This window comes from Nostoc sp., from assembly GCF_036917575.1.
Taxonomy (GTDB): Bacteria; Cyanobacteriota; Cyanobacteriia; order Cyanobacteriales; family Nostocaceae; genus Nostoc.
This window is the reverse complement of the sequence record NZ_JBALDC010000044.1, coordinates 1-26,027: the sequence shown is the minus strand read 5'-3', so window position 1 is coordinate 26,027 and position 26,027 is coordinate 1. Positions and strand designations below refer to the sequence as shown.

The following is a 26,027-nucleotide window of genomic DNA, read 5'->3' as shown; positions in this document are numbered from 1 at the left end:
TTGGTTGATCCCCCCTAACCCCCCTTAAAAAGGGGGGAAATAAGAGTCTTAAAGTCCCCCTTTTTAAGGGGGATTTAGGGGGATCTCCAAGGGTTAGGTGTATACAAAAAACTTTTCAGACATCCTCTTAGTTTTTATTGAGTTTGAGGCAATAAATATACTTAAAACTCTAATGTAATAAGTCAGTTTTCATTCATAGTTACAGACATTTGTCAATCAATATAATTAAAAAGCTTCCTGATTCCGTTATTAGTATTCATGCTACTTGTAAGTCTCCAAACATTGGGGCAAAGGTACGGTAAGCTTCTAATGCTGCTTCTTTTACGGTTGCATTCACAATCGGAAATGTAGTGAGGATGTAGCTAAATTCATCTTCGGTTAAACCGTAAAGGTGTGCTACCATCCCATCGAGTTCGGCGCGGAGTTTGGCGCGTTCTGTTTCGTCGGTAACGCCTTGTTGATGGGAACCTAAACCGACTTCTTGCGCGAGTTCGTCAAATTCTGGTGTGGTGCAGATGAGTTTAGCAGCGCGTTGTACAATATCGTCGAAGTTGCGATCGTTTTTTGTTAAACGTGGGACGGGTAATTGGTAGACAATAAACATTGAAATAGATGTGGTGACTCTCTGGCGAATCATATAATCAAATACAAAAGAGTTAAATAATCCACAAATGTACAAAATTTCTTGATTATTAATTGTTGATTTGTTCAAGTTACTGAGTATTAATTTATGATTTGCAAAAACATTTTTTGGAATAATTGCAGTAATTAAAGTTCGTTCATTTGTGCTAGCTGCTATTTCACGAAATGACAGTCTATATTTTTGATAACTTAATATTTGTCTAATATCTTCTTTTTTAAATAGTAACTGTTGACGCGCTTCATTTTCATGAATCCAATATTTAGGTTGAGTATATAGGTGAGTAAACTGATGGATCATTTTACCTTCATATAATTGCAACTTCCCTTGTCCTGGTTGTTGTTTAAACAAATGGCTATCATTAGTCATGTGAAACTCATTACAAAAGACTAAATTCCACTTACCCTCAATCTTTTCACCCAGCAAGGGGAACTTAAGCATTTTTTCAGCTATGTGGATATCTACCCCATTCTTAAACTCCATGACAGATAGTGAATCAGGTGAGACTTTACGAACCATTTCAATGTTAATCTGCAAGCTATCATCACTAGGAAACCTTTGAAGTTCCTGCACATCATGACGCATAAAAGCAGATGGAAATTCTGTTGTTGTACTACCTTTTACAAAGGTAAGGACAACAAACTTAAAACGGCTATCAACTTCTTCAAAAATTATCTTACGATTCTCAAGACAGAATAACCCAGTCACTTTAGTTTGACTAAACAACATCTCCCGCAATTGCTTAGTTCCCAAATCTGTGTAAATCCCGCTAGGAATTACAATTCCGCACTCACCGCCTGAACGCAGAAGATTAAAACACTGTTCTGTAAACAGTTTATAAAGATTAATATCCGTACCTGCTTTTTTACCATTCACAATAGAAATCTGATTTTTATACTGTTCAGATGAACGATAATAAGCGCTGACATGAGGATATTGACTTTGATATTCTAACCAAGTAGTGGCAATTATTGGATTTTGTAATAGTTTAGTTTGCTCTTTTTCAAAATCTTTGATATCCATCTTATTCTTCGTCACCAGTTCATTATGCTGTGCAAAGAACTCTTTAGCTTGTGGCTTAAATATTTCCCAAGGTGGATTAGTAATAATCGCATCAAAACCACCGCGTTCTAAAACCTTGTCAAAATGATAACCCCAGTGAAACGGCTTTAAAGCCGCAATATCCTCAACCTTCAAAACACGCTTCTGTGATTTTCCAGTTAACTGAACCTCTTCATACTTGATACCTAAACGCTTACTAAATTCATCTAACAGCAAAATATTTAACTTTTCTTGTGATTTCTTGTTGAGTTTGTCAATGTCAGTACGTAACATCTGCAACCGAGATTTTTGTTCAGTTCCCTCTATTTCGCCAGGAAGTTGTTCTTTTCCAGGAATAAAAGCGTGTTCTTTATACGATTCAACAGACTTATTCTTTGCTTCAAGAATCTTTTTATAATTATCTGCGGCTAAAGACTGTAATAGATTTCCTTGTAGTGAATTTCCCACCGCATCAAAAGCAGTATCATCTACTTTAATTAATCCAATCAGTGAATTACCCGCCATAATATTAAAATCAATATTAGGCAAAGGCTCTAACTCTTCCACATCATTAGCAGAAGAAACCAACGCTAAAAAAAGACGCAGTTTAGCAATTTCTGTTGCTTCCTCCATGATGTCTATACCATAGAGGTTATCTGAAACAATCCGCTTTTTGATAAAATAAGGTAGTGATGGATGGGAATTTTCTATATCTTCAAGCTTTTTTTTAAGAATGCTATCATCCATCAATTTAATCGTCCCGAACACCGCACTATAAACTTGAATTAGCGTCTTCATCGCTGCTACGAGAAAAGCACCAGAACCGCAAGCTGGGTCAAGGATTGATAAATTAGGAAGAATATCTTCCATTAGTGAACGACAAACATTTGTATCCAGCTTTATCAGAAGTTCGTTGATATCCTCAAATGGCTTATACTTATCAGACAGCGCGTTATTTACGCGGTCTACAATTAACTTGTGAATAGTTCTATCACAAAGATATTCTGTAATTTGCGGTCTAGTATAATAGGCTCCAAAAGCCTTTTGGTTAATATATTTTTCAAAAATATAACCCAACACATCAGGATTTATCTCATCATCTTTACCTTCCGGCGTATCATCGAGATTCCAAGAATAACGTCCAAATAAATTTAGAACTTGCTCAAACGCCTCATCAACTATAGAAATATGATATTTATCTTCAATATGATGCTTGAGAAATAAACCACCATTTAGGTATTTTACCTTTCCTACCAATTGCTGTACAGATGAATCGCGTTCAAACTCAGGTTTAGCAAAACTTTCAAAAAACAAAGCCTTGAGAAATTCGTCATAAAAATGATTTTCAGCTTTTTGTTTGCTTTGTTCAAGTTTATTTTGCAGATAATTTAAATCTTCATTATCAATAAAACCCTTGCGTTGGAGAAAATAAACAAACATCAGGCGATTAAGAATTACCGATGTGTACCAACGTCTATCTGTTTCATTGTCAATTCCTTTCACAAACTGCAAAAACTTCTGATGTTGCTCTTGAAATTCCTTATAAAATTTCTTGGTTACTGGCTCAACATCAAACCCGCGTTGTAGCTTATAAGCAATTTCGACAACAGTCGGTTCCCCATGTTCTAATTCAGTAATATCAATGACTAAAGAACCAAGCTTGCTTAAAAACAAGTCTCCTGGTTGACCTTTCACATATAAATGGTCACGAACAGAAGTTTTAGTTCCTTCTCGTTTCACCCAATACCAAAGACTACGCGTGCGTTCTTCAGTAATAAAAATTAGGAGATTTTCAGCTATCAGTTTATTAATTTCTTTATAAATCTCATTTCTAACTTTAGCCTCTGGTATTTTCCCATCTGCTGCGGTGACTTCAAAGATTGCAACACCTGAAAGTTCAGCAATTTTCTGGTATTGATATGTCTTATTCTCAATCTTTAAGGTTTCAGGTTTTTGTCTTGAGGGTCTAGACCAACCTAATTCCTCTATAAACAAATCACTAAACTTGAACTTAGAGAGTAAATCACGTGTTCGTTGAAAATTAAGCGACATAATTTATCATGCTTGAAGAATAAAAAAAGAGCATGGTAAATTTGCCACTCAGAAAATAAATCTGTGGCTATAAAAATTAAATCTGCGCTAACAGACTTTAATAAACCCTCTTTATCCGAGTTAAATTTTTACCTATGCTTTTTATACTTTATAAATCCCTTACATTTAATTAGGCTGAGAAATTATACGGAAAAATTATTAGGTTCTCTAAATGTTGGCTTGATTTGTACCGCCGTAGTTTTAAATTATCAGGTAAATTTGGTGATTACTTTATCAAAATGCCTAATTGCTTTATAAAAATACCCGTTTACTTTCTCAAAATACTGAAATGCTTTCTTAAAATGACCTTTGACTTACTCTAAAAGTCATTTGACTTACTCAAAAGGTTATTTGACTTACTCATTTTGGTGTTTTCCGCAAGTCAAAGCAGCTTTTACTTATTCAAACTTCAGTTTGCTTACTCATTTTGGTATTTTCCACAAGTCAAATCAGCTTTTGCTTTCTTATTTCAGTACTTTACGCAAGCAAAATGAGCTTTTACTTATTCAAACCCCAGTTTGCTTTCTCATTTAAGTGTTTTACGTAAGGCGTAGGTTAGGTTGAGGAACGTAGCTTCCTTTCCGCAGGGGAACTCAAGATTATCAAAGCTTTAAAGACGCGATAAATCGCCGTCTCTACAAAGGACTAATTATTGTAAGGACGGCGATTTATCGCGTCTCTTACCAAATAATCCTAAAGAACAAATAATCTGAGGTTCTCGCTTCTCCAGTTCTTCTGTCACAATACACAAACGGTCATCCATGCGTAACGCTACAACCAACTCAGCCAACTGCTGATTATTAATACCGCTTCTCAGTTGACGGTTAAGAGTATCAATGGCTGACTGTCGCAATGGATAACGGTAAATCTCATCAATTGCTTTTAAAAGTTCTTCGCTAACAAATAATGTTCCCTTCATTTCTTGAACATAACTTTTCAGTCGTTCATAAGTGCGGAACCTTGCACCTGATGGTCGCCCTAATTGACCCCCTGCATTTTTCTCATCTTCAGCAATCAATTCAGCACCCTTGTTTACTAACTCGTGATGCTGTTTATTTCTGGGTATCGCTGCGGTAGATTCTTCACACGCCGCCACCCGCAGAACTGCTAATTGTGATTGAGTAACGCTATTTCCATTACGGTCAACATAAATTAAAGAATCATTTCCCTCGGTAGTTTTCATATAAAGCAATACTCCTTCCGGTTGCACAGGTTGGTGAGTATGGGCGCGAGTAGAATAAACTACATTTTCCATTTCCTCAATCGTTTTTTTCAAACCTGGATTACCATCAGTGGCTTTTTTCCAAATTTGAAATGCTTCTGATGTCAAATCAACTTCTGTATCTTCTTCACCATCTAAAATTCCAGATTTTTCATTGTAGAGGTCAAGAATTACCCGTGCATCATCATCTTCAAAAAAAGCTTCATCAGTTCCCACCACTTCCGCATTTTCTTGCAATCGTTTACGGAGTCGTTCTCGCAAATTAATAATCCGTTCTACTCCTTCGGCTGGTAAAAAAGAATAACAGAGAATTTTATCAGCATTTTGTCCAATGCGGTCTACTCTTCCGGCGCGTTGAATTAAACGAATAATTGCCCAAGGTAAATCCCAATTGACGATAATTGCACAATCTTGTAAATTATGACCTTCACTCAAAACATCGGTGGCGATTAAAATACGCAACTCATCTGATGATGAAATTTGCTGTCGTTTTCCATTACTCACAGGGCTAAATCTTCCCGTCATTACTGTTGGGTCTTTAGATTGACCTGTCACTCCAGCTACATTAGTAATATGACTGGACTGTAAATTATCTTCAAGGTAGCGGACTGTATCAGCAAATTGTGTGAAAATTAGCACTTTATCATTAGGGTGAGTTTTCGTTAGCAGTTTGATTAAAGCAGCAAGTTTTTCATCTTTTTGAGGATTCCACTCGCCACATTGCAGCACAATAATCAGTGCTTTGGCATCTTCTAACAAATCTCGTTTCAGTTTTTTAACATCAAAAAGTGTAGACCGCAGCCATTTAAATCGTCGTTGATATCGAGTTGTATATTCTTGGTAAATTGATTCTGCTCTTTGACGAAAAAATTTTTCTGTTTGAGATGCCTTCTCATTCTCGTTATCAAAATAAGTTACTTCTCCTTCCTCTGTCTCAGCTTGCAGTAAAGTAGTAGTAGAATCATCTTCTTCTGTTTCTGTATCAAACAAAGCTGCTGCGACAGAATCGGCATCTTCATCATTATTACTTGTATCTAATAACTCAGCTTCTTGAGTTCCAATCGGAATATTAAGCCCCTGTTCTAAAGCATATAAATAAATGAAGTTACGTAAAATGTGGCGCTCAATTGATTGAATAAAAGCAATACCACTACTTTCCAAACGTTTAAATAAATTAGTGCGAGAAAAACCCATTAATCTCCTACCACCACGAAATAAGCTATTAATAAAGCGTTGCTCTGTGTCTGTAGGCGGCTGTTTTTGTTTAGTAATAACGTAATTTCCTAGCCCATAGCGAGGTAAGTTAAGTCGATTAATAATTTCTACTACCGATTTAGAGTAAAGACGAGCATAAAAGTCTGTGTTAGAAGCTTCTAAAGGAAACTTGAGACTACGAGGTAAACGCTGAGGAAAATAAGAACGTCTCCCATCAGCAAATTCTAAATATTTCCGCCCTGTTTCATCAGTTTGGGCATAATTATCTTTAATAAAAGAGCGAGTGCGTCGCACCATGTAACGCTTCATCAATTCTCGCCAGTCATCAGGGTGTTCGCTTTTCTCAAAAGCCGCTAAAGAACGGACAGAACACTGATGCTTTCTAATAAACTCTAATTCTCCTACAGAACTGCCACCAAGTTCATTAATTAAAGCTTCTGGTCTTAATCCCAAATCTTCGTCTTCTGGCACAAATAGCCGCAGTTGAGCAGAAAGGTCAAGATAACTTTTATTGTAAGGAGTAGCTGATAATAAAATACATTTACTTTCATTGGCAGCAATATATTCTGTAATTGCTCGATAACGTTTACCTTCGCGGTTACGTAAATTGTGACTTTCATCAATCAATACAACTCGGTAACGGCGGAGTTTTGGTAATTTATTTTGTACTTGACTAATTGGCATAACTTCGGCAAGTAGCCGATAGTTATTTACATATTCTTGCCACATTGGTACTAAGTTTTTTGGGCAAATAATTAGTGTTTCTAAAAAGCAATCTTCTTGTAATATTTTGGCAAGGGCGGTTCCAACTAAAGTTTTGCCCAAACCGACCACATCGCCCACTAATACGCCGCCACGTCTTGTTACATGACGTGCTGCTAGCTGCACGGCGGCTTTTTGGAAATCAAACAAATTGTTAAATTCGCGGGGGATGCGAAATTCTGAAAGTCCAGCGATCGCTTCATGGGATAAGTGGTAAGCTATCTTCAGGTAGATGTAGTAAGGTGAGATTAATTCAACTCTTGCCCAGCTTTGATCGATAATTTCCGCAAGTTCCTGGGAAATATCTACACAACCGTAATCTTGCCAGCGATCGCTAAACCACTTTTGCAGTTTATTACAAGCATCGTGGTCTAAAATATCAACATTCAACTCCCCTTGTTTCGCCAGTCCGGGAAGGGTTAAATTACTACTACCCAAGAATCCCACTGTGGGAGTATTAGGGTCATGACGATGCACAAGATATAACTTAGCGTGAAGAGAATGGCGCAAAAACAGTTTAATAATTAGTTTCTGAGTTTTTAGCTGATGACTTAACCGCCGTAACCCCGCTTCATCTTGATTAGTCGGCGCACCGATAGTCAACTGCTGGCGAAATTCTGCCGCCATGCGTTTTTTTAACCGCACGATGCTACTATTGTCAATCCGTCCATCACTACTACTAAGGGAAAATGCCGCATGAACTTCATCACTAGGCAAACTTTGCATCCCAATTAATAAACGACAACAAGCATTTTCACTACCAACATACTGTTCGATTAAATCATCAATTCTTCGCCAACCTCTGAGGTTGAAGTAGCCAACGCAAAAATCTGCTCGATAAGAGACTTTAAGAGTTTCTCGTAAAACTGGTAGTAGTTGTAAATCAATGTTGTCAAAGATGCGAGGCATTATTTAAAACTCTATAAATATTTCGTACATCTGTTATATGAGTAAAAAATTTTTCCAGCCAGATTTGTGAAGGGTGTTAGACAAGAGACGCGATAAATCGCCGTCTATACAATAATCGGTCTTTTGTAGAGATGACGATTTATCGCGTCTTCAAAAATCATAAAAAAATAGAGCAGTTGCATAATACAACTACTCTAAAAAAGTATTTAGATAGATATTATTTACCTATCTACAGATCCCATAATTACGTCAACGCTACCGAGAATGACCACGATATCTGCAACCTTCATACCCCGCAGTAAATGGGGGACAATCTGGAGGTTGTTAAAATCTGCTGCGCGAATCTTCCAACGTGCAGGGAAGACATTATCCTCGCCGACCAAATAAATTCCCAATTCACCTTTGCCACTTTCTACACGAGAGTAGATTTCACCCTTGGGCATCTTGAAAGTGGGAGACACCTTTTTACCGATAAATTGGTAATCAAATCCATCCCACTCGGATTTTTTACCTGCGGCTAAACGCTTGGCTTCCAGATTTTCGTAAGGGCCGCCAGGAAGTCCTTTAATTGCTTGGCGAATAATCTTTACAGATTCCCGCATTTCCCGCATCCGCACCACGTAACGGGCAAAGCAATCACCAGCAGTTTCCCACTGCACATCCCAGTCGAAATCGTCGTAACATTCGTAATGGTCAACTTTCCGCAAATCCCATTGCACGCCAGATGCGCGTAACATTGGGCCAGAAAGTCCCCAGTTAATTGCTTCTTCACGGGTGATAGTCCCAAGACCCTCAACACGTCGTCGGAAGATGGGATTATCGGTTACTAAGCGTTCGTACTCATCAACTTTGGGTATTAAGTGGTCGCAGAATTCCAGACACTTATCTACCCAACCGTAAGGTAAATCGGCTGCTACTCCACCAACGCGGAAGTAGTTGTTATTTACCATCCGATAACCTGTGGCGGCTTCCCACAAATCATAAATCATCTCCCGTTCCCGGAACTGGTAGAAGAAGGGAGTTTGTGCGCCTACGTCAGCGAGAAAGGGGCCAAACCATAGCAAGTGGTTAGCAATGCGGTTCAACTCCAGCATGATGACGCGGATGTAGCTAGCACGTTTGGGGACAGCAACACCTGCAAGCTTTTCTGGGGCGTTAACAGTGACGGCTTCGTTGAACATTCCCGCAGCGTAGTCCCAGCGACTAACGTAGGGAACGTACATTACATTAGTGCGGTTCTCAGCGATTTTTTCCATTCCTCGGTGTAAATAGCCGATGACTGGTTCACAGTCAACGACATCCTCGCCATCCAGAGTCATGATTAACCGCAGAACCCCGTGCATTGAGGGGTGGTGTGGCCCCATATTTAGCACCATCGGTTCAGTGCGGGTTTCTAGTCTGGTCATAGATTTCGTGTTCTCCTGTTGTGTTCGTGTAGCGTGCCGAAGGCAAAATTTTGAATTGAACCGCCAAGATGCCAACCAGTTTATCTAGTCTGCCAAGCCAAAGTTAAGCTTGCAGGAGCAATACTTTTAGGAAAACTGCCCTTAGACGTTTATAATGTATTGCCCATACAGGGATATGTTGGAGAGGGAGTGACAGAAGAGGGATTTTACTAGATGTTTAATTTTGTTGCACTTCTTCAATTATTATATGGAAGCTCGATATCAGGGACTTGAGGTGCAAGATTTTTCTCACATTCCCGTTTTGGGTCGGGAGGTAATTGAGGGTTTAGCGGTGCATCCCGGCAGGCATTATTTAGATGTAACGGTAGGTGGTGGTGGTCACAGTCGTTTAATCTTAGAAGCTGCTGCGGATGTGCGGGTAACGGCGATTGACCAAGATGAGGATGCTTTAGCAGCAGCGAGGAAAGAATTAGCTGAGTTTGGCGATCGCGTACAATTTATTTATAGCAATTTTGCTGACTACGAATTTCCCCCCAACACTTTCGATGGTATTTTAGCTGATTTGGGGGTAAGTTCTTACCACTTAGACCGTGCAGAAAGGGGTTTTAGCTTTCGCCAACCTGCAAATTTAGATATGCGAATGGATCGGGGGCGATCGCTAACTGCTGCTGATGTGATTAATAATTGGGATGAAGCAGAATTAGCTGATATTTTCTTTAAGTACGGTGAAGAAAGATTATCGCGGCGCATTGCTAGACGTATTGTAGAACGGCGACCGTTGCATACAACTACAGAATTAGCTGATGCGATCGCTTCTTCAGTACCTCCGAAATACCGTTATGGCAGAATTCACCCCGCTACCCGTGTTTTTCAAGCTCTGCGAATTGTCGTCAACGATGAGTTAAAATCGCTAGAAACCTTTTTGGATAAAGCACCAAATGCCCTTGTCCCTGGCGGTAGAATTGCGATTATCAGTTTCCACAGTCTGGAAGACCGCCCGGTGAAACATGGTTTAAGAAATTCACCTTTGTTAAAAGTCTTGACAAAAAAGCCAATTATTGCACAAGAAGAGGAAATTAGTCAGAATCCGCGATCGCGATCGGCAAAACTGAGGATAGCCCAAAAGCTGCTGTAACTGCAATGCAGGGTTAAACTGCTCCATCTCGTGGCTTATAACTGCTGCGAATACGCTCTATATAGGACTTTTTTGCTTATTATATTATCGATATGAAATTCTTCTTATTTCCCCTAGCAATCATTTCTTACTTCTATATAGCACAGACATTAGTTGTGCAAAGTTTTGATTCTATTTTCACTGTTTTCATGATTAGCAAAAGTTTACCTGAGACTGAGTGTGAGAACCAAGCCGAAGGTTTTGTAGTCAAATATTCTGCACCTACTGTTTCAATTACAGTTAAAAATTTGTCACTAATTTGGAGTGAGAGAATCGAATCATACAAAAATCCCATATCTGCAACACCTAGTCAAGTCACAACTCATATAAAAAATAAAAAACTTACTAACTATCAGTTGAATCAACTTAAAAAACTGATTCAATCAAGTGGCTTTATGAATTTAGCAGCAGAGTATGGTGCAGCGACTAATCAAAGGTACTATCCTTATTCTATTTCAGTATGTATAGACAATAAAGAGAAAAAAGTATTTTTAAGAAGTAATCCGAGTAATGGTAAAAGTCCTGAAGCATTCCGAGTTGTGGAAGATTATTTACGACAGCTAATTAAGTAGTGTATTTACCCTCCTATCGTCTAGGAACAAGCCGAAATTTCTTCCTTAAGAATTCGTACCTTATTATACAACGTAGATGATTGCTGTAATTGGTAATCGGTAATTGGGATTAGTTCACTACTTGTTGCCGATTTTGCTCTACAATTTTCGACTCTAATAGTGTTCTAAAATAATAAATAGCTTTTTTCACTAAAGTTTTAGAGGAAATATTCCATGACTATTTGGGTAAATGAGCAAATTGATCCGTCTGGGATGATTCATGCCTGCATTGCCACTTGTAATGAATCTCAAGCTAAAGATTGTCATGATTCTTTTGAGAATAATTTGACCGAGAGGCAAAAGGCAGCAGGTTGGGTAGCGCGATTGCGGACAGTCGATTCTTGGGATGAAGTGCCGGTAAATTCTTTAAAACTCAATTAATAGGACTTAGACAAAAAGTAGCTAAAAAAGCCTCAAATCTATATGCAGAATGACTTTGATATAGTTTTATCTAGTTTATTGATGTATCTGGATTTCAAGCATTTTTGAGTATTTGGTGTATTTTTCTTGCCTTGTATGGGTTGCTTCAAAAATGTTTAAATTCTGCTAAGAGACTTCCAAAAAATAAATTGCCTATGCATTTACTAAATTTTTGAGATTGTCATCAACAGATTTAGCTGAAGAAGCGAGATACATCAACGAAACCTGCATGAAGGTTTACGATATTTGAAACTTCAGAATACATACTTCCGACTTTACCTGATTGATGGGTAAATAAATTATGACAACCCACAATTATTAGTAGTTCTTGAGCGCGGGAAAAAGCAACATTTACTCGTTCTGGCTTTTTAGCAAATCCGACATCTTTCTTACTATTGTTGCGAACCATACTCACAATTACAACAGGTCTTTCCATACCTTGAAATCTGTCTACTGTACCAGTACGAATTTCTAGCGAAGGAAAAAGTTCAGATTGCAAACGTTCATCAATTTTTCTTAATTGAGCGCCATAAAATGTAATGACGGCAATTTCTTTTTTTGATTCACCATTAGCAACTTTATCAGCCCAAGTCTTTTCAAACTGATGACACAGACGTTCAATCGCATCAATTTCTGGAATATTAAAGTAAGAAGTTCCGTTTCGTTGCTCTAAAAACTGATTTTCTATAGGCGTTTTTATCCAGATAAGATGCTGAGATTCTTGGATAATTTCGTCTGCTAAATGATGTGCGCGTTTTGTGTCTGGCTCTAAAATTCCAGATTCTAGTTTACCGTCATAAAATTGATTGATTGCTCCCATAATAAATGGATGCATTCGATACTGTGTAGTTAGCATTTGTTTGATGCTTTCATCAGCAGATTCAAACTGACTTTTAAATAATGATTCTTCTAAAAATTGTAATTCGTCTCGTGTATTGCCTATTGTTTGAGCAACTTCTTCTAAAGTGCTAGTATCAAGCATGGGTGGTAATTGCCGATGATCGCCTACCATGACTAACTTTTTGCCTTTCAAAGCTGGGATTAGTAACTCTGGTGGAGTACACTTACTAACTTCATCAATAATAACAACATCAAAAGATTTGAATTCTTCAGAAAAACCTCTATTTGCAGCCTGAACACAGGTAATACCAACGACATTAGCATTATCTAAATAAATGCGCCTTAAATCGTCATGATCGCGCTCAGTTGGCTGTCTTAATTTGCCTATCCAATCTTGTATAAAACTCTGATATTTATTTAGATAACTTTCGTCTTGCTGAAGTTGTTGCTGCCAATATTCAAACTGAGTATTGATTTTGCGTAAAAACTCTATATTAAACAAGTCGGCTTGAGAATTTCCTATTTTAAATTTATCAGGAATTGTTTGCCATTCTCTCAACCACCAGCTTCGTTCTTCTCTTAAGTTTTTTGATGGTTTTGGTTGTGAACTCTGCTCTAGTTCAGATAGATTTATTTGTATTGCTTGAACTTCCCGTAGAGAAGTTTCTGTTTCTTCTTTTAACTTTAACAAATGCTCATTTAGAGAATGTTTAATTGTATCTAGCACAGCAAAAGGTTCTAATGATAAAATTAAGACTTCAAGCTGAGTGATACAAGTTTCCCAATAATTAACTTGATTTATAAACTCTTGGGGTTGCTCCCAAATATTTGATTGTGTTGCCAGATAGTTTTCAACTAGAATACGTAATTGAGCAGGCATATTTGTTTGTTGATTAAGTTCTTGTAAAATATTAATCACCTGTCCAAGTTGGAAGTTAGCATCCTGCTGTACTTTTTCTACCTCAGCTTGAGTAATAGATATTTGCTGTTGGCTAACTTCGTTTTTCTGAAGTTCATTTAGTTGTCGTTGCAGCGATTGAAGTTGTTGATCTGTTTCCGTTTTAACTTTTAAAACACATTGACGCGCATTTGCAAGGATAGTATCTAGCAATTCTTGTGTAATCAAGGTAAGAGTAGAGTCAATGTTATTCCATTCCCATGATGCGGTATAAGTCCGTTGCATTCTAATTAAAAAAACTTGAGTATTTTCAACTAGTAATTTTCGCTGTTTAGGGTTGAGTAGCTGATAATTTTTAAACTGTTGATAGGTTTCTTGCCATTGAGTGCGATCGCTGTTTGATAGCACAATTGGAATCTGACTAAAATTTTGTTGTAAAAAATAACTAAAATTATGCTGTTTACCTCGCCTGTCGCTAAAATTTCCTTCTATTTCATAAGCGATCGCCTTTGCTAATACTTCCCATTCAGGTAAATTAATTTTGTAATTTGTTGGCACTATTGTTAGTTTTAATGTATTAGCAAACATCAATAAACCTAACGGCAAGTCAACTAAGTTTTCTGTCAATGGTAAACCTGATTGATGACATTCTTTTAAAGTTTGATAGAGATGAGAGGGCGCTGTAGATTTCCATTCTTTAACTGCTGAAATAATGTAATCTATTTCCCGTTTGCGGTTTTGCCATATCTGGATTGTTTGCTGTAAGTTTTGCAGTTTAGTAAGGTACTGCTGATAATCTGGTTGTAACTGATTTAACGAGGCGAAATTTTGTTTAACAACCTCCACTGATGCTGCAACTTTTAAGATAGCTTTACTTGCCTCTTGAGCATAAGTCAAAGCAGCTTTAAATCCAGAAATTTCTATTGCTATAGTTTCACGCAGCCAAGCCGCTAAACCAAAAGCACCAAGCGCCGGACGCACAAAGCCAAGTTCATCACTATACTTGATGGTTTGACGAACATTTGCTAAAAACTCTTCTACTATACTGTTACCTTCTGTATAGGGCTTAAGAAGTGGCAAAAAATCTGTAACTTCTGAAGCTTCCCAGTTGATATTTGGTGCAGTATTTAATATATTTTCTAGTTTTGTAATTAGTGATTCAACCTCTTTATGTTTTTCTACAGTTACGTGGTAAAATTTTTCTTTATTTTGAAAGTTTACCTCTATTTTTAACTTATTTTTATTGAATATGGTTTGTTGCTGATTAAATTCTTCTTCTGCTTGAAAGTAGGCTGTGAATCTTTGCGATGATGCCAGTAATTGAGTGAAAACTTTAATATTTTCCAGGCGTTGAGTCAAATTATTTTCACAGTCGTTCGCTGTATTTTCTAGCCATCTGCCAATCACTTGGTCTTCTAGAAATGGCTGTCCTTCTTCCCCAACTTTCTCGGATCTTCCCTTGCGTACAGCGCGAATAACAGGGTTGTGAACTAATCTACTTAGGGCGTTATCTACTGCTAAATTGGCTTGAGATGCGATTAAGGTGCGTCCACCGCGAAGGGCAATTTGATAGCAAATCTCCGCAATTACGGTAGTTTTTCCAGTACCAGGTGGACCTTGGATAAGCACAAGATCCTTTGCAGCAAGTACTTTTTCTACTGCTGCTTTCTGACCAGGATTCGCAGAAGATAATAATAAATCTTGTGGTTGAAGTTCAATAGTTGTTTTAATTTGTCTAGCCTGAGAAGCATCGAATAAAAATTTACCCAGATAGGGATTTTGAGTATAACCGTTATTCAAATCATCTAAAGCCTTTTTCTTGCGTTGAATCTGCTGAATATCACCAATTGCTTCAAAACACAAAAATCCTGTATCTGGCAATTTATAACGCTCTGCTGCCATGAATTCAGCTAAATCACGGTCTAATCTAAGGCTGATCATACAACGGTTGGGGTCAACTTCTTCAACAGTCCCTAATTGACGACCGCTAATCCAATTTTTGCCGACAGGAGCAGTTTCAAAAAGCTTTAAATCTTCATTTTTTGTGCGTCTTGCTCGTTCCCAGAAATTTTCTACATCAAGGGAATTTTGATAAAAGCCATCAAGGGTGGCTGAGGCTACATCAATTTCAAAACTGATTCGTCTTTTGAAGTTATAGTTGTGACTTATATAACGCACGCAAAATTGACGTGCTTTCGCAATTTTTTCCTCAATCTGCAAAAATGCTTTCCAAGCTTTGAGCTGATCTTCTGTAGGCACATTTTCGCCACAAACTGGTGCAGCTGCTATACGTTTCAATGTTGCGGGTGAAATGTCGAGATGATGCTGATGATTAGCTAGCAAACGTAAGCAACAAGGTACAGCATAGCTATCAGCCTGTCCTCGTGAGGGTTGTAACAACTGAGCCGATAGTATTTTTATACCGTTGCGTCCATCTTTTGGTACAGCCGCTCTAAATCCTAATGTTTTTCTCAGCTTCTCAAGTCTTGCGGGTAATGGAAAATTATTGGAGTCTGTTGCTATTGTTAAATCCCAAATTTCTTCTCTTACTTCTTTCCCCGTACCTTTGCGACGCACATAAAATAGAGAGGGCTTTTTACCAACACATTCCAACATTAACTGATTGGCGCGATCGCGCCGCTCTCTAAATTCGGGATATGATTTCAGGACGCTTTCACCTTCAAGATGGCGGATAAAGCTATCAACTGCTGAAGCTATAAACATATAGCCCCAATCTTCAGAGTGTATTTTAGTTTTCGAGGATTTTGCTGTTAGTTTATTTGCCACTGAACGAATACGTTCTGCATCAGATTCTGAGATGGTGCTGGTATGACCTTTGACTGCAATGTTGAGTTTGTCACAAATTGCTAATAGCTTCTTGCTATCCAAATTCAATTCTTTTGCTAGTTCGTAAATTCTGAGTTTACCGTTGTTCATCCAGTACTACCTTTGCCGACAAAATAGGGTTTAATAAACGCAGAGGGGCGCAAAGTTTATTTTAATCCCATTCGCTACAAATTAAAGGTAATACTCTGCGTACCTTTGCGTTGACTTTGCGTTCCTCTGCGTTTAAAAACTTTACGATTTTGGTAGTATTTCCTATTAACTAATTATAGTTTGTACTGCTGGTAAACTTCACTAGCGGCGCGATGTAGCAGAGAGTGTCGCCAAACTAAAGATTTCATATCATCAGCATAACCGCCGCCAATAACGCAGGCGACAGGATAACCGCTACTCATACAGGTACTTAAAACCTGCATTTCCCGGCGGAAAATGCCAGCATCTGTAAGGGCTAATTTACCTAAGCGATCGCCTATATGAGGGTCAACACCAGCATCATAAAATACCAAGTCTGGCTTGACTTTAGACAATAAATCTGGTAGAAAATTCGCCAAGGTTTGCAAATAAGCATCATCTTCCATTCCCACTGGTAAAGGAACATCCAAATCGCTATTTTGTTTAGTACCAGGGAAATTCACTTCGCAGTGCATGGAGAAAGTAAAAACGCTGTCATCGTCTTGGAAAATAAAAGCTGTACCGTCTCCTTGATGAACATCCAAATCGACAATCAGGATTTTTTGAACGAGTCCGAATTTTTGTAAAACGCGACAGGCGATCGCTAAATCGTTGAAAATACAAAAACCAGATCCATAACTAGGAAAAGCATGATGAGTTCCACCAGCTGTATTACAAGCTAAACCCTGACTTAGTGCTAATTTTGCAGTGAGTATTGTACCACCTACAGCTACACAGGTACGATTTGCTAATGCCGGACTCCAAGGCAAACCAATACGTCGCTGTGCTTTGGCATCTAAGGTTCCTTCACAGTAAGCTTGAACGTAGTTTGGAGTATGGACTAACTCTATCAATTTTAAGGGCGGACGTTCGGGAGTGTGAAATTGTTCTTGATTCGCTACACCATCAGTTAACAGCAATTCGTAGAGTTGTCGAAACTTAGACATCGGAAAGCGATGTCCTTCAGGTAGGGGAGCAATGTAATCTGGGTGGTAAATAATTGGCAAGTTCATAATCCAGAAAATCTTAAGCAAGTAATCCGGCAACTAACAAAATAAAATTTAGCCATAATTGCGGCAACAGTGCTATTATCCTAAATCTAAAACTCCAAATTTAAAATTGATATGGATATGATGGAATGGATTACGCCGATAGTGTTTATTTTAGCTGGCTTCGTGGCTGGAATAATTGGTGAAAAAGTTATCTTCAAAAAATTAGAAACATTCGTTACTAATAAACGAGTTGTTGGGAGTAAAATTATATTTCACTCTCTGCACCGGATGACTTTTATTTGGTTTGTCATTGGCGGTTTTTTTTGGGCAGTTCTGAGCGCTCCCCTCAAGCCAAATGTTTCCATCGTACTGCAAAAAATTCTGACGATAGCATTTTTGTATTCAATAACTTTAGTCTTGGCTAAATTGACTTCTGGTTTCCTTAATTTATATATTCGCAGAGCAGAAGGGGTTCCTACATCACTAATTTCTAACCTTGCTAAGGCTACTGTTTTAGTTTTGGGAACATTAATCATCTTACAAACGGTAGGGGTGCAAATTACACCGATAGTCACGACTTTAGGTATTGGTGGTTTAGCAGTTGGTTTGGCACTTCAAGACACACTAGCCAATTTATTTTCTGGTTTTTACTTAATTATTTCTAAGCAAGTTAGAACTGGAGACTATGTGAAACTAGATGCTGGCCATGAAGGATATGTTATAGATATTTCTTGGCGGAATACGACTATTAAAGAAATTTCCAATAATGTGGTTATTGTTCCCAACTCTAAGTTGTCTTCTGCAATTTTCACAAACTATCATTTACCTGCCAAAGAAATTACTTTAACAATGGATGTGGGTGTCAGTTATAATAGCGATCTGGAACAAGTTGAAAAAGTGACTGTAGAAGTTGCCAAAGAAGTCATGCAAGAAATTGCACCGGAATTAAAAGAAAATGAACCATATATCAGATTTCATACTTTTAATGATTTTAGTATAGATTTTACGCTTTATATGCGGGTAAGCGAATACTTCGATCAGCGTATGGGTAAACATCTTTTTGTCAAAAAATTGCACAAACGCTATCAACAAGCAGGAATTCAAATTCCTTTGCCGACTAGAAAAGTGTATATACAAGATAATTCATAAAGATCCTGGTGACTAGAAGTCGCAGCTATATTGGCAAAATCTGCCTTCGCAGGTTATCAATCTTTAATTTTGCGAATTTTTATCAGACGACTTGGGCAAGCACTTAAGCATACAGTGGGACGATAAGCTCGCAGATGGAAAGTGACACAAGAGGGATAGTTATTCATGTAGGGAATTCCGTACTGGAATTGATTGGCCAGTGAACCGGAAAATAGAAAATAATAGATATATGAACAAACGCTATTTTTTACAGGCTAGTGCAGTCATAGTCGGCACAGCGTTGTTATCAAGGTATATTAATTGGGGGTCACAAGCAATGACAACTTCTAGTAGTGGATTTGAAGTTACTAAACCAGAGTCAGAATGGCGCACGATTCTAACGCCAGAACAGTTTAATGTCTTGCGTAAACATGGAACTGAACGCCCTTACACCAGCTCATTGGATAAGGAATACGAACAAGGCACTTATTATTGTGCCGCCTGCGAACTACCACTGTTTACATCTGATACCAAATTTAATAGTGGTACTGGCTGGCCTAGCTTCTTTAATCCAATTGAAGGTGCGATCGCCACGACTGTAGACAAGTCGTTGTTCATGAGCAGAACTGAAGTGCATTGTAGTCGCTGTGGTGGTCATCTGGGTCATGTTTTTGATGATGGCCCTGCACCCACTGGTAAGCGCTACTGCATGAACGGTGTTTCGCTGAAGTTTGATCCTGCTTGATAAGTTGCGTAGGCGTAGCCTGTCGTGACATCGTACACACAACCTAAATCATCAGATTTTGGAGCTTGACCAAGGGTGAATAAATTTTTGACAATAACTTTTCCTATTCAGTGCTACTGGACGAAGTATTGTCAATTTGAAAAAATGCAACTCTTGGTCTTTGCTAGAACTATTTACCTAAATCGTCCTATTTATTTGAGTCTTTTTTCTCCTTTTTGTCTTTGGGATCTTTTTTAGGTTTTTTAGCTTCTTTATTACTTTTTCTTTCTTTCGACATCAGCCTTCTCCAACTAGGTGAATTAGTAAAAGCTTTCGCATTCTGCCGTCAGCAAATCAGGATATTACTTACCTGATATTTTTTTATGGCAAAAAAGAAAGTTTCAGACATAAATGCTACTAACTACCATGATACGGTGTTATTTGATTTTCTTCTGAAAGCCTTTTTGATCTATTTGAACTACAATCGCCTGTAGGGTAGCACAGTTAGCTATGCTACCCAAATCATTTACAATGCCTCTACAAGATTCTGCAAGCGATCGCGTCCATCGCAGACAGAACAACCATCCCTTGGGTAGCAACTTTTGCTTACCAAGCTTTTTCACCGGAAAATACTATGATTGGGTAAACGATGCTATAGCCAACGTTTTGCCAAAAAGTTATTTTTAAACTTAAAGAAGTTGACCCTACCTTGTTCGCGATCTGCTCCTGAGTTTGCAAGGTTTTGTCTGTTTTTTCTCCAGCGATCAAGTGAGTAAATATTAAAGCTGTTACCTGCAAGTAAAATAAACAGCACAATCCCGTAAGAAAGCATCGAAGTAGCTGCACTCCAGTTTTGTATCGATGTCACGCCCAACTTCAGAATGATCATCAGGACAAAGGTGACAATCAAAGCGCTTCTGGTAGCTAACCCAAGTGTGATTAAAATGCCCACAATTAACTCTACAGGGGGCACTAGGTAAGAATTGATTCTCACTAGAAATTCTGGAAAATAAGAATCTGCTAGTTCTTTAACAGTATCTTCAGCGAATCCAGGGATGTTGAAAATGCGAGTGAAGCCGTGATTAAAGTAATTCACACCGATTAGAATTCGCAGTAACAAATAGGCGATCGCAACATCCTTTGATTTGAGACTGATATAGTTTCTATTTTCATTCATTGCCTGAACTCCAACTATGGTACACCGATTTTCAGCAGGCAGAAGGCAGAAGGCAGGAGGAACCCATCCATAAAAAGGTGGTATTGAAAACTTTGACGTTTTATACCGCACTTCGTGCCGCTACGCTAACGCTGCAAGCAGTCTCGGTATAATTATTAGTTTAAACTGGGCTTTAAATCGAGAACTAAAGTTTTAATTGATACTCCTAACCTCCTGCCTCCTGCCTTTCTTTGTAATTGATTTCAATTTCAGAAATTGGGAAGCTCTTAGCGGTTTTGAGAGCTAACGTTCTTTCATAGACAGAATTAAGCGAACTGAGCGATCGCCAAATAAGTAAGTGTGAAGCCAAGTAAGTAATACTAAAAAACGACTACGATAGCCAGGAAGATACACTAAATGAACTCCTAGCCATATCAGCCAAGCCAAACATCCTGTAAAAGCAAATGCACCAATTTTTCCCACACCTGAATAACAGCCAATAATCGCTAATCTTCCCTTGTTGAAATAGCTAAAATGCTTTGGTGATTTACCTCGGAATTGGCGCTGAATATTTCGGGCTACAGCAACACCCTGCTGAAGTGCCTCTGGTGCAACCCCAGTTAATGGTTTACCGTTTTGTTCCATATATGCCAGATCCCCAATTACGTAAATATTGGGTTGCTCTAGCAATTGTAGGGTGGGATGAACAAGTAACTTTCCCTTATTTCCTGAAGATACCTCCTGTGATGTTGTGGGATAATTTGCTTCTAACCCCGCAGTCCAAATGACGGTTGCAGTTGGAATTACCTCATCGTTTTGCAGATGTAAAGATTCAAAAGTCACTCTAGTCACTTTTGTTTGCAGATAAACCTCTACTCCTAGCTGATGTAATCGTTTGTAGGTGTAGGCTCCCAACTTTTTTGGCAGATCGACTAATAAGCGATCGCCAGATTGCACGAGAATCAACTTCACTTGCTGCAAAAGTGTTGGATAATCTCGACGCAAGTGACCTCGAAGCATTTCAACGAAAGCACCTGCAACCTCAACACCTGTTGGTCCGCCGCCAACGATGGTAAACGTCAGCAATTGTTGGCGTCGTGATAAGTCAGATTCCTGGATAGCTCTTTCAAAACAAGAGTAAATGTGATTTCGGATTGCTATTGCTTCTTCTAGCGTTCTCATTGAGAACGCATATTCTAAAGCTCCAGGAACTCCCAAAAACTGGGTCTGGCTTCCAGTTGCAAGCACAAGAAAGTCATAGGTAATTGAACAACTATCTGTTTCAACAGTTTGCCTTGAAAAATCAATTTGCTCAACCTCAGCCATCAAAAACTGAACCTTAGACTTATTCCGCAGGAAATAAAATCGCCGTAATATTGTGCGGATAGGGTAAGCAATGTATTCAGGTTCCAATTGACCTGTCGCAACCTGATACAACAACGGTACAAAGGTGTGATAGTTGTTGCGATCGATTAACAATACATCTGCACCAGAATCAGCTAAAGATTGAGCAGCTTGCAACCCACCGAATCCAGCGCCAACAATAACAACGCGGCGACTGTTCATTCTTCCCCTCTTGATTTAGCTAGTCGGTCAATTTATTAACTGTTAATATATTGGTAACAAATTATCGATAGTGCCATCAGATTTCAGTATTAAACCTCGTCGATTTTGAAACCTGGAGTTTTTAAGCAAAGTATATTATTCAATTGTGGTTTGAGTTATGAACTTTACTCTAATTCCAAAAACTACGGTTTTCAAGGTAGACGCGGTTTAGTAGCAAAATCAAAGCAGCTCTTCTGTAAAGAATTGGAGGAGTTTGGGTAACAGTGTGTTAAACAGAAAGTATTGCCTCAACTCCCCCAACATTCAAACCGACGATCGCCCCTACCCATTTACAATGTCGCTACAAGATCCTTTAAGCGATCGCGTCCATCGCGGAAGACGGGCCAACCATCTCCCACCAGCACTGCTTCTACCCGACTCAGTTGAGCCAACCTTTGCACAGAAGCAACAGCATCCTTTCGATTCAGCAGCTTGTCATCTGGTAAAATCGTTAAGCTACCTGCTTTGCGTGCCCGAACTAAATCCCCTGTAATTAAAGTTGTCTTTTCTAGTAACAAAGCCAATTCGCCCGGAGTTTTAGAACCATTGAGTTCAATCACCTCCAATCCTGGGACAAATTCTTCACCATCAGATAGCCAGCGATCGCAAGGTATAGGAAAAGTGTCTTTTTCTGCTATGGGGCCTGCAATCTTAGCATAAGTTTGATCGGCAATTTCTTTACTTGCCCTGACGTGCTCAGAATTTGTCAGCACAATCCAAACCACACCACCGAGGGATCTCAGATGATTCCAATCATGGTTTGATAGCGCTACCGGGTCAATCAAGATGTTGCCATCTGGGCGAATCCAGGCAATCCCATTGAAATCAATATTTCTTGCCGGATTGAAATTAGACCAGCTATACAAATCGGGACGGTGCAAAGATTTCATGATGATTCTGGATCGGTACTTCAATAATTGACTATTAATCTCAATAATTAAGTATATAGATTATAAGGTTGCATTCCCTCTGGATCTAAAATTTGAGTATACTACGATAAATCTATCAATTTTATGGCTTTTGTCTGACTTACAGAAATTCACAGGATTTCGGCAATAACGATCAACGGAGGTATAGAGGTGAGTAAGATTAGGCGAAAAAAGATATCAGCGAAGGCAGAACAGTTTACAGAGTCTGTGATTCGAGAAATGACCAGGGTGGCACTGCAACATGACGCAGTGAATCTGGCGCAGGGGTTCCCTGATTTTGCTTGTCCCTTGGAGTTGAAACAGGCAGCATATCAGGCTATAGAAGCAGATGTTAATCAGTATGCCATTACTTGGGGCGATCGCCTATTTCGTCATGCGATCGCTAATAAAGTGCGTTGGTATCTCGGCTTAGATATCGATCCTGAAACCCAAATCACCGTTACCTGCGGTTCCACAGAAGCAATGGCATCTGTGATGCTGGCGACAGTCGATCCCGGTGACGAAGTAATTGTATTTGAGCCATATTACGAAAACTACGGCCCCGATGCGATTTTAGCTGGTGCTATACCCCGCTATGTGACACTGCATCCTCCCCATTGGACATTTGATGAAGCACAGTTGCGTCAAGCTTTCAATACCAATACCAAAGCAATTATTATCAACACACCCCATAATCCTACGGGTAAAGTCTTCAGCCGTGAAGAACTCACCCTAATTGCTGAACTTTGCCAAAAATGGGATGTGTTAGCGTTCACTGATGAAATCTATGAACATATTCTCTATGATGGCACTCAACATATTGCCTTAGCGACCCTTCCCGGAATGGCAGAACGCACCGTTACTATTAACGGTTTGTCCAAAACTTATAGCGTCACTGGCTGGCGAGTCGGCTACATTCTGGCAAACCCCGAATTGACAGGGGCGATTCGCAAAGTCCATGATTTTCTCACTGTTGGCGCACCTGCACCATTGCAACGAGCCGGAGTTGCCGCTATGCAATTGCCACCATCCTATTATGAAGAACTAGGCAAACTTTATCACCAGAAGCGAGACAGCATTTTACAAATTCTAGACCAAGTTGGGATTCCCTATTTCGTTCCCAAAGGAGCCTATTACGTTCTTGCAGATATTTCTAAATTTGGCTATAAAACAGATGTTAAATTCACTTACCATCTGATTAAAGATATCGGTGTTGCTGTAGTTCCAGGTTCCAGCTTTTTTAGTCAACCAGAAAAAGGACATTCATTGATCAGATTTTGCTTTAGCAAAAGACCTGAGACATTACAAGCAGCGAGCGATCGCTTACTCAAACTCCAATCAAATCTACAACCTACATCCTAACACTAATTTCTTCTCTCTGCGCCCTCTGCGGTTCGTTAAAATAAGGGGTTCTGAGTTTATGAGACCCACTTGTATGCTGTGTACAAAAATGTGCGATCGCACTGCAATGGCTTGTGAGATGATGAGCGATGACGCGAAAATGATGGAATGTGCTGCTGCTTGCCGCAAGTGTGCAGAATCTTGCAAAAGTATGCATATAATGCCTGCATAATTCCTCTACCTAGCAGAAGTTTCTCTGCAACCTAATATTCAAGCGCTCAGATCCTTCAAGTCTAGGCGCTTGAAGTAAAGACTTGATTAACGGGATTTAATACATTCGTCAGGGAGGAACAAGCCTCAAACTTATGTAGGGTAGGGGAAATACACCAAATGATCAAAAACAGCCCAAACCCAGATATATCAAGAAACTAAGCAAATCGATGTCAAAGTTTTTCTCTATATAGATTTGAGGCTATTTTTGGGGGCGTTGCATAAATGCGGGATGAATCGGGAATTGAAACCATTAATAATTCGTTCCAAATTGAGCGAAATCATCCCATGATTCAGCAACGCCTTTTTGGGGTATTTTTTACCTAAGTCCCACTAAACAACGTTCAAATTGACATGCACAATCACATCGTTGAAATCTTTGTCACCCCCATTTGCTAAATCCTCAAAGCCAAAGGTATTGTTTCCTAACAGACGAATGTGATCTGTCTTATCTGAGTTAGCTCCCAAAAATATGAAGTAAGCGTTCGGATCGTTATTAGCATTGCCATCGAGAATGGCATCGGGTTTCCCATTAGCAATAATGAACGGTGCAAACAGAGAATCAGGCCCGAAAGTGCCAGAGGAAGTTGCGATGCCTTGGTTATTCACCGTCAAGTCAATGCCTGGAACACGTCCACGCACAGCAGCTTCGGTATAACCAGCCTGCCCGACGAGAATATCTGCTGTACCATCGCCGTTGGTGTCAATACCACCATTTTCATCAGCAACTTTATAAAAGCCTACAAAATTGTCGTATGCAGCTTCTCTATTAACGACAAAATCAGCTTTTACTGCTTGTGTCACACCACGTAAGTCAAGGAGTTCTCCTTGTTGCTTTCCTTGGGAAGCTGCACCCAAAAGCAAATCTTCATCTGTTGCCTGAATTTTGAGCACCAGATCCTGGAATTCGTTACTGTTACTACCTTTCCAAGCCAAGGAGAAGTTATTGTCACTCAAGCTTGTAATTTTGAGATTGGTTGGGTCAGAAACCAGTACGTTTTGAAAAGGAGCTTGTCCAGCCAAGATACTATCAGTAGTGCTACCGGGTACCAAGAAAAATCTTAGCTGTTCACCAGAAGTAAATTCCCCTAAAGTGCTTAAATCAGGATTAAATCCAGTCGGATAATTGGTAAGCGAGGAGATAATCACCTTGGATCGTTTCAAAGCGGCTTCAGTGTAGCCAGCATCATTAGAGGCAATACCTTGAATCTTCCCTTGTTCATCATCTACGGCAAATACTCCCAGTTCATAAATTTGATTAGGACTCTGTTCTGTGAGCTTGACTGAGAGGCTTGCTTTTTCACTGTTACCTCTACCTTTGATAGTAAAGATATCGTTATTCCTCGTAAGGGTTGGTACATCGTTAACACCGGAATCATCCAGGTTATTAACTGCGATCGCCAACTCTTTATCAAAGAATGCTCCAGTTGCGTCAGTTGTCCGAACCCGGATGTTGTAACTAGATTTAGTTTCAAAGTCTGGGGAACTATTGATTTTAAGTTGACTACCATCAACGGTGAATGCACCATTATCAGTATCGCCAGTCCCCGGTATTAAGCTGTAGGTAAATGTGTCGTTTGCATCTGGGTCTGTGGTGGTAAATGTGCCAATTACTGTCCCCGCAGCTACATTTTCATTAACGTTTAACTGGCTTATTTC

General features: G+C 39.1%; 16 protein-coding genes and 1 pseudogene. 7 read left to right on the top strand and 10 right to left on the bottom strand.

The window, feature by feature from the left end; all coding sequences use genetic code 11:
* Positions 1 to 256: 256 nt before the first annotated feature.
* The 3 genes from V7K79_RS11590 to V7K79_RS11580 all read right to left on the bottom strand — a co-directional run bounded on the left by V7K79_RS11590 (position 257) and on the right by V7K79_RS11580 (position 9,286).
* Positions 257 to 3,733, bottom strand: a complete 3,477-nt coding sequence (locus V7K79_RS11590) for an Eco57I restriction-modification methylase domain-containing protein (RefSeq protein ID WP_335047718.1) — start codon at positions 3,731 to 3,733, stop codon at positions 257 to 259.
* A gap of 688 nt (positions 3,734 to 4,421) precedes the next feature.
* Positions 4,422 to 7,880 (bottom strand): helicase-related protein, encoded by a 3,459-nt coding sequence (locus V7K79_RS11585; RefSeq protein ID WP_335047717.1) that lies wholly within the window; start codon positions 7,878 to 7,880, stop codon positions 4,422 to 4,424.
* Between the two features lie 221 nt (positions 7,881 to 8,101).
* Positions 8,102 to 9,286: an NAD(P)H-quinone oxidoreductase subunit H gene (locus V7K79_RS11580; protein WP_335047714.1), complete on the bottom strand. Its 1,185-nt coding sequence runs from the start codon at positions 9,284 to 9,286 to the stop codon at positions 8,102 to 8,104.
* 247 nt (positions 9,287 to 9,533) lie between these two features.
* On the opposite strand from V7K79_RS11580, the gene rsmH reads away from it, so the two are divergent.
* From rsmH to V7K79_RS11565, 3 genes are all read left to right on the top strand, one after another.
* Positions 9,534 to 10,421, top strand: coding sequence for a 16S rRNA (cytosine(1402)-N(4))-methyltransferase RsmH (gene rsmH / locus V7K79_RS11575; protein WP_335047712.1), 888 nt, complete (start codon positions 9,534 to 9,536; stop codon positions 10,419 to 10,421).
* Positions 10,422 to 10,513: 92 nt separating this feature from the next.
* The gene (locus tag V7K79_RS11570; RefSeq protein WP_335047711.1) at positions 10,514 to 11,032 is read left to right on the top strand and encodes a hypothetical protein; all 519 of its coding nucleotides are present in this window, start codon (positions 10,514 to 10,516) and stop codon (positions 11,030 to 11,032) included.
* 213 nt (positions 11,033 to 11,245) lie between these two features.
* Complete coding sequence (locus V7K79_RS11565) at positions 11,246 to 11,452, top strand: glycogen debranching protein (protein ID WP_104909440.1); 207 nt, start codon at positions 11,246 to 11,248, stop codon at positions 11,450 to 11,452.
* 232 nt (positions 11,453 to 11,684) lie between these two features.
* On the opposite strand, the gene V7K79_RS11560 is transcribed toward V7K79_RS11565, so the two are convergent.
* Positions 11,685 to 16,166: a translation initiation factor IF-2 N-terminal domain-containing protein gene (locus tag V7K79_RS11560; protein WP_335047709.1), complete on the bottom strand. Its 4,482-nt coding sequence runs from the start codon at positions 16,164 to 16,166 to the stop codon at positions 11,685 to 11,687.
* A gap of 173 nt (positions 16,167 to 16,339) precedes the next feature.
* On the bottom strand, positions 16,340 to 17,257 hold the full coding sequence (locus tag V7K79_RS11555) for a histone deacetylase family protein (protein WP_335047706.1): 918 nt from the start codon (positions 17,255 to 17,257) through the stop codon (positions 16,340 to 16,342).
* A gap of 117 nt (positions 17,258 to 17,374) precedes the next feature.
* On the opposite strand from V7K79_RS11555, the gene V7K79_RS11550 reads away from it, so the two are divergent.
* Positions 17,375 to 18,385 (top strand): mechanosensitive ion channel family protein, encoded by a 1,011-nt coding sequence (locus V7K79_RS11550; RefSeq protein WP_335047755.1) that lies wholly within the window; start codon positions 17,375 to 17,377, stop codon positions 18,383 to 18,385.
* Between the two features lie 229 nt (positions 18,386 to 18,614).
* Positions 18,615 to 19,109, top strand: a complete 495-nt coding sequence (gene msrB, locus V7K79_RS11545) for a peptide-methionine (R)-S-oxide reductase MsrB (protein ID WP_335047705.1) — start codon at positions 18,615 to 18,617, stop codon at positions 19,107 to 19,109.
* 416 nt (positions 19,110 to 19,525) lie between these two features.
* Here the strand turns inward: msrB and V7K79_RS11540 are convergent, their stop codons facing one another.
* The 4 genes from V7K79_RS11540 to V7K79_RS11525 form a co-directional block, all read right to left on the bottom strand.
* Positions 19,526 to 19,711, bottom strand: coding sequence for a hypothetical protein (locus V7K79_RS11540; RefSeq protein ID WP_335047703.1), 186 nt, complete (start codon positions 19,709 to 19,711; stop codon positions 19,526 to 19,528).
* 29 nt (positions 19,712 to 19,740) lie between these two features.
* Complete coding sequence (locus V7K79_RS11535; RefSeq protein WP_335047700.1) at positions 19,741 to 20,265, bottom strand: DoxX family protein; 525 nt, start codon at positions 20,263 to 20,265, stop codon at positions 19,741 to 19,743.
* Between the two features lie 282 nt (positions 20,266 to 20,547).
* Entirely contained in the window at positions 20,548 to 21,810 is a 1,263-nt protein-coding gene (locus tag V7K79_RS11530) for an NAD(P)/FAD-dependent oxidoreductase (RefSeq protein WP_335047698.1), read from the bottom strand.
* Positions 21,811 to 22,139: 329 nt separating this feature from the next.
* Positions 22,140 to 22,739 (bottom strand): MBL fold metallo-hydrolase, encoded by a 600-nt coding sequence (locus V7K79_RS11525; protein WP_335047695.1) that lies wholly within the window; start codon positions 22,737 to 22,739, stop codon positions 22,140 to 22,142.
* Between the two features lie 189 nt (positions 22,740 to 22,928).
* Between V7K79_RS11525 and V7K79_RS11520 the strand changes: the two genes are divergently transcribed.
* Both V7K79_RS11520 and V7K79_RS11515 read left to right on the top strand, forming a co-directional pair.
* Positions 22,929 to 24,119 (top strand): pyridoxal phosphate-dependent aminotransferase, encoded by a 1,191-nt coding sequence (locus tag V7K79_RS11520; protein ID WP_335047692.1) that lies wholly within the window; start codon positions 22,929 to 22,931, stop codon positions 24,117 to 24,119.
* A gap of 43 nt (positions 24,120 to 24,162) precedes the next feature.
* Positions 24,163 to 24,330, top strand: a pseudogene (locus tag V7K79_RS11515) (four-helix bundle copper-binding protein); the annotation flags it as partial.
* Between the two features lie 371 nt (positions 24,331 to 24,701).
* On the opposite strand, the gene V7K79_RS11510 reads toward V7K79_RS11515, so the two are convergent.
* On the bottom strand, positions 24,702 to 26,027 hold a 1,326-nt coding region (locus tag V7K79_RS11510; RefSeq protein WP_335047688.1), incomplete at its 5' end, for a DUF4114 domain-containing protein.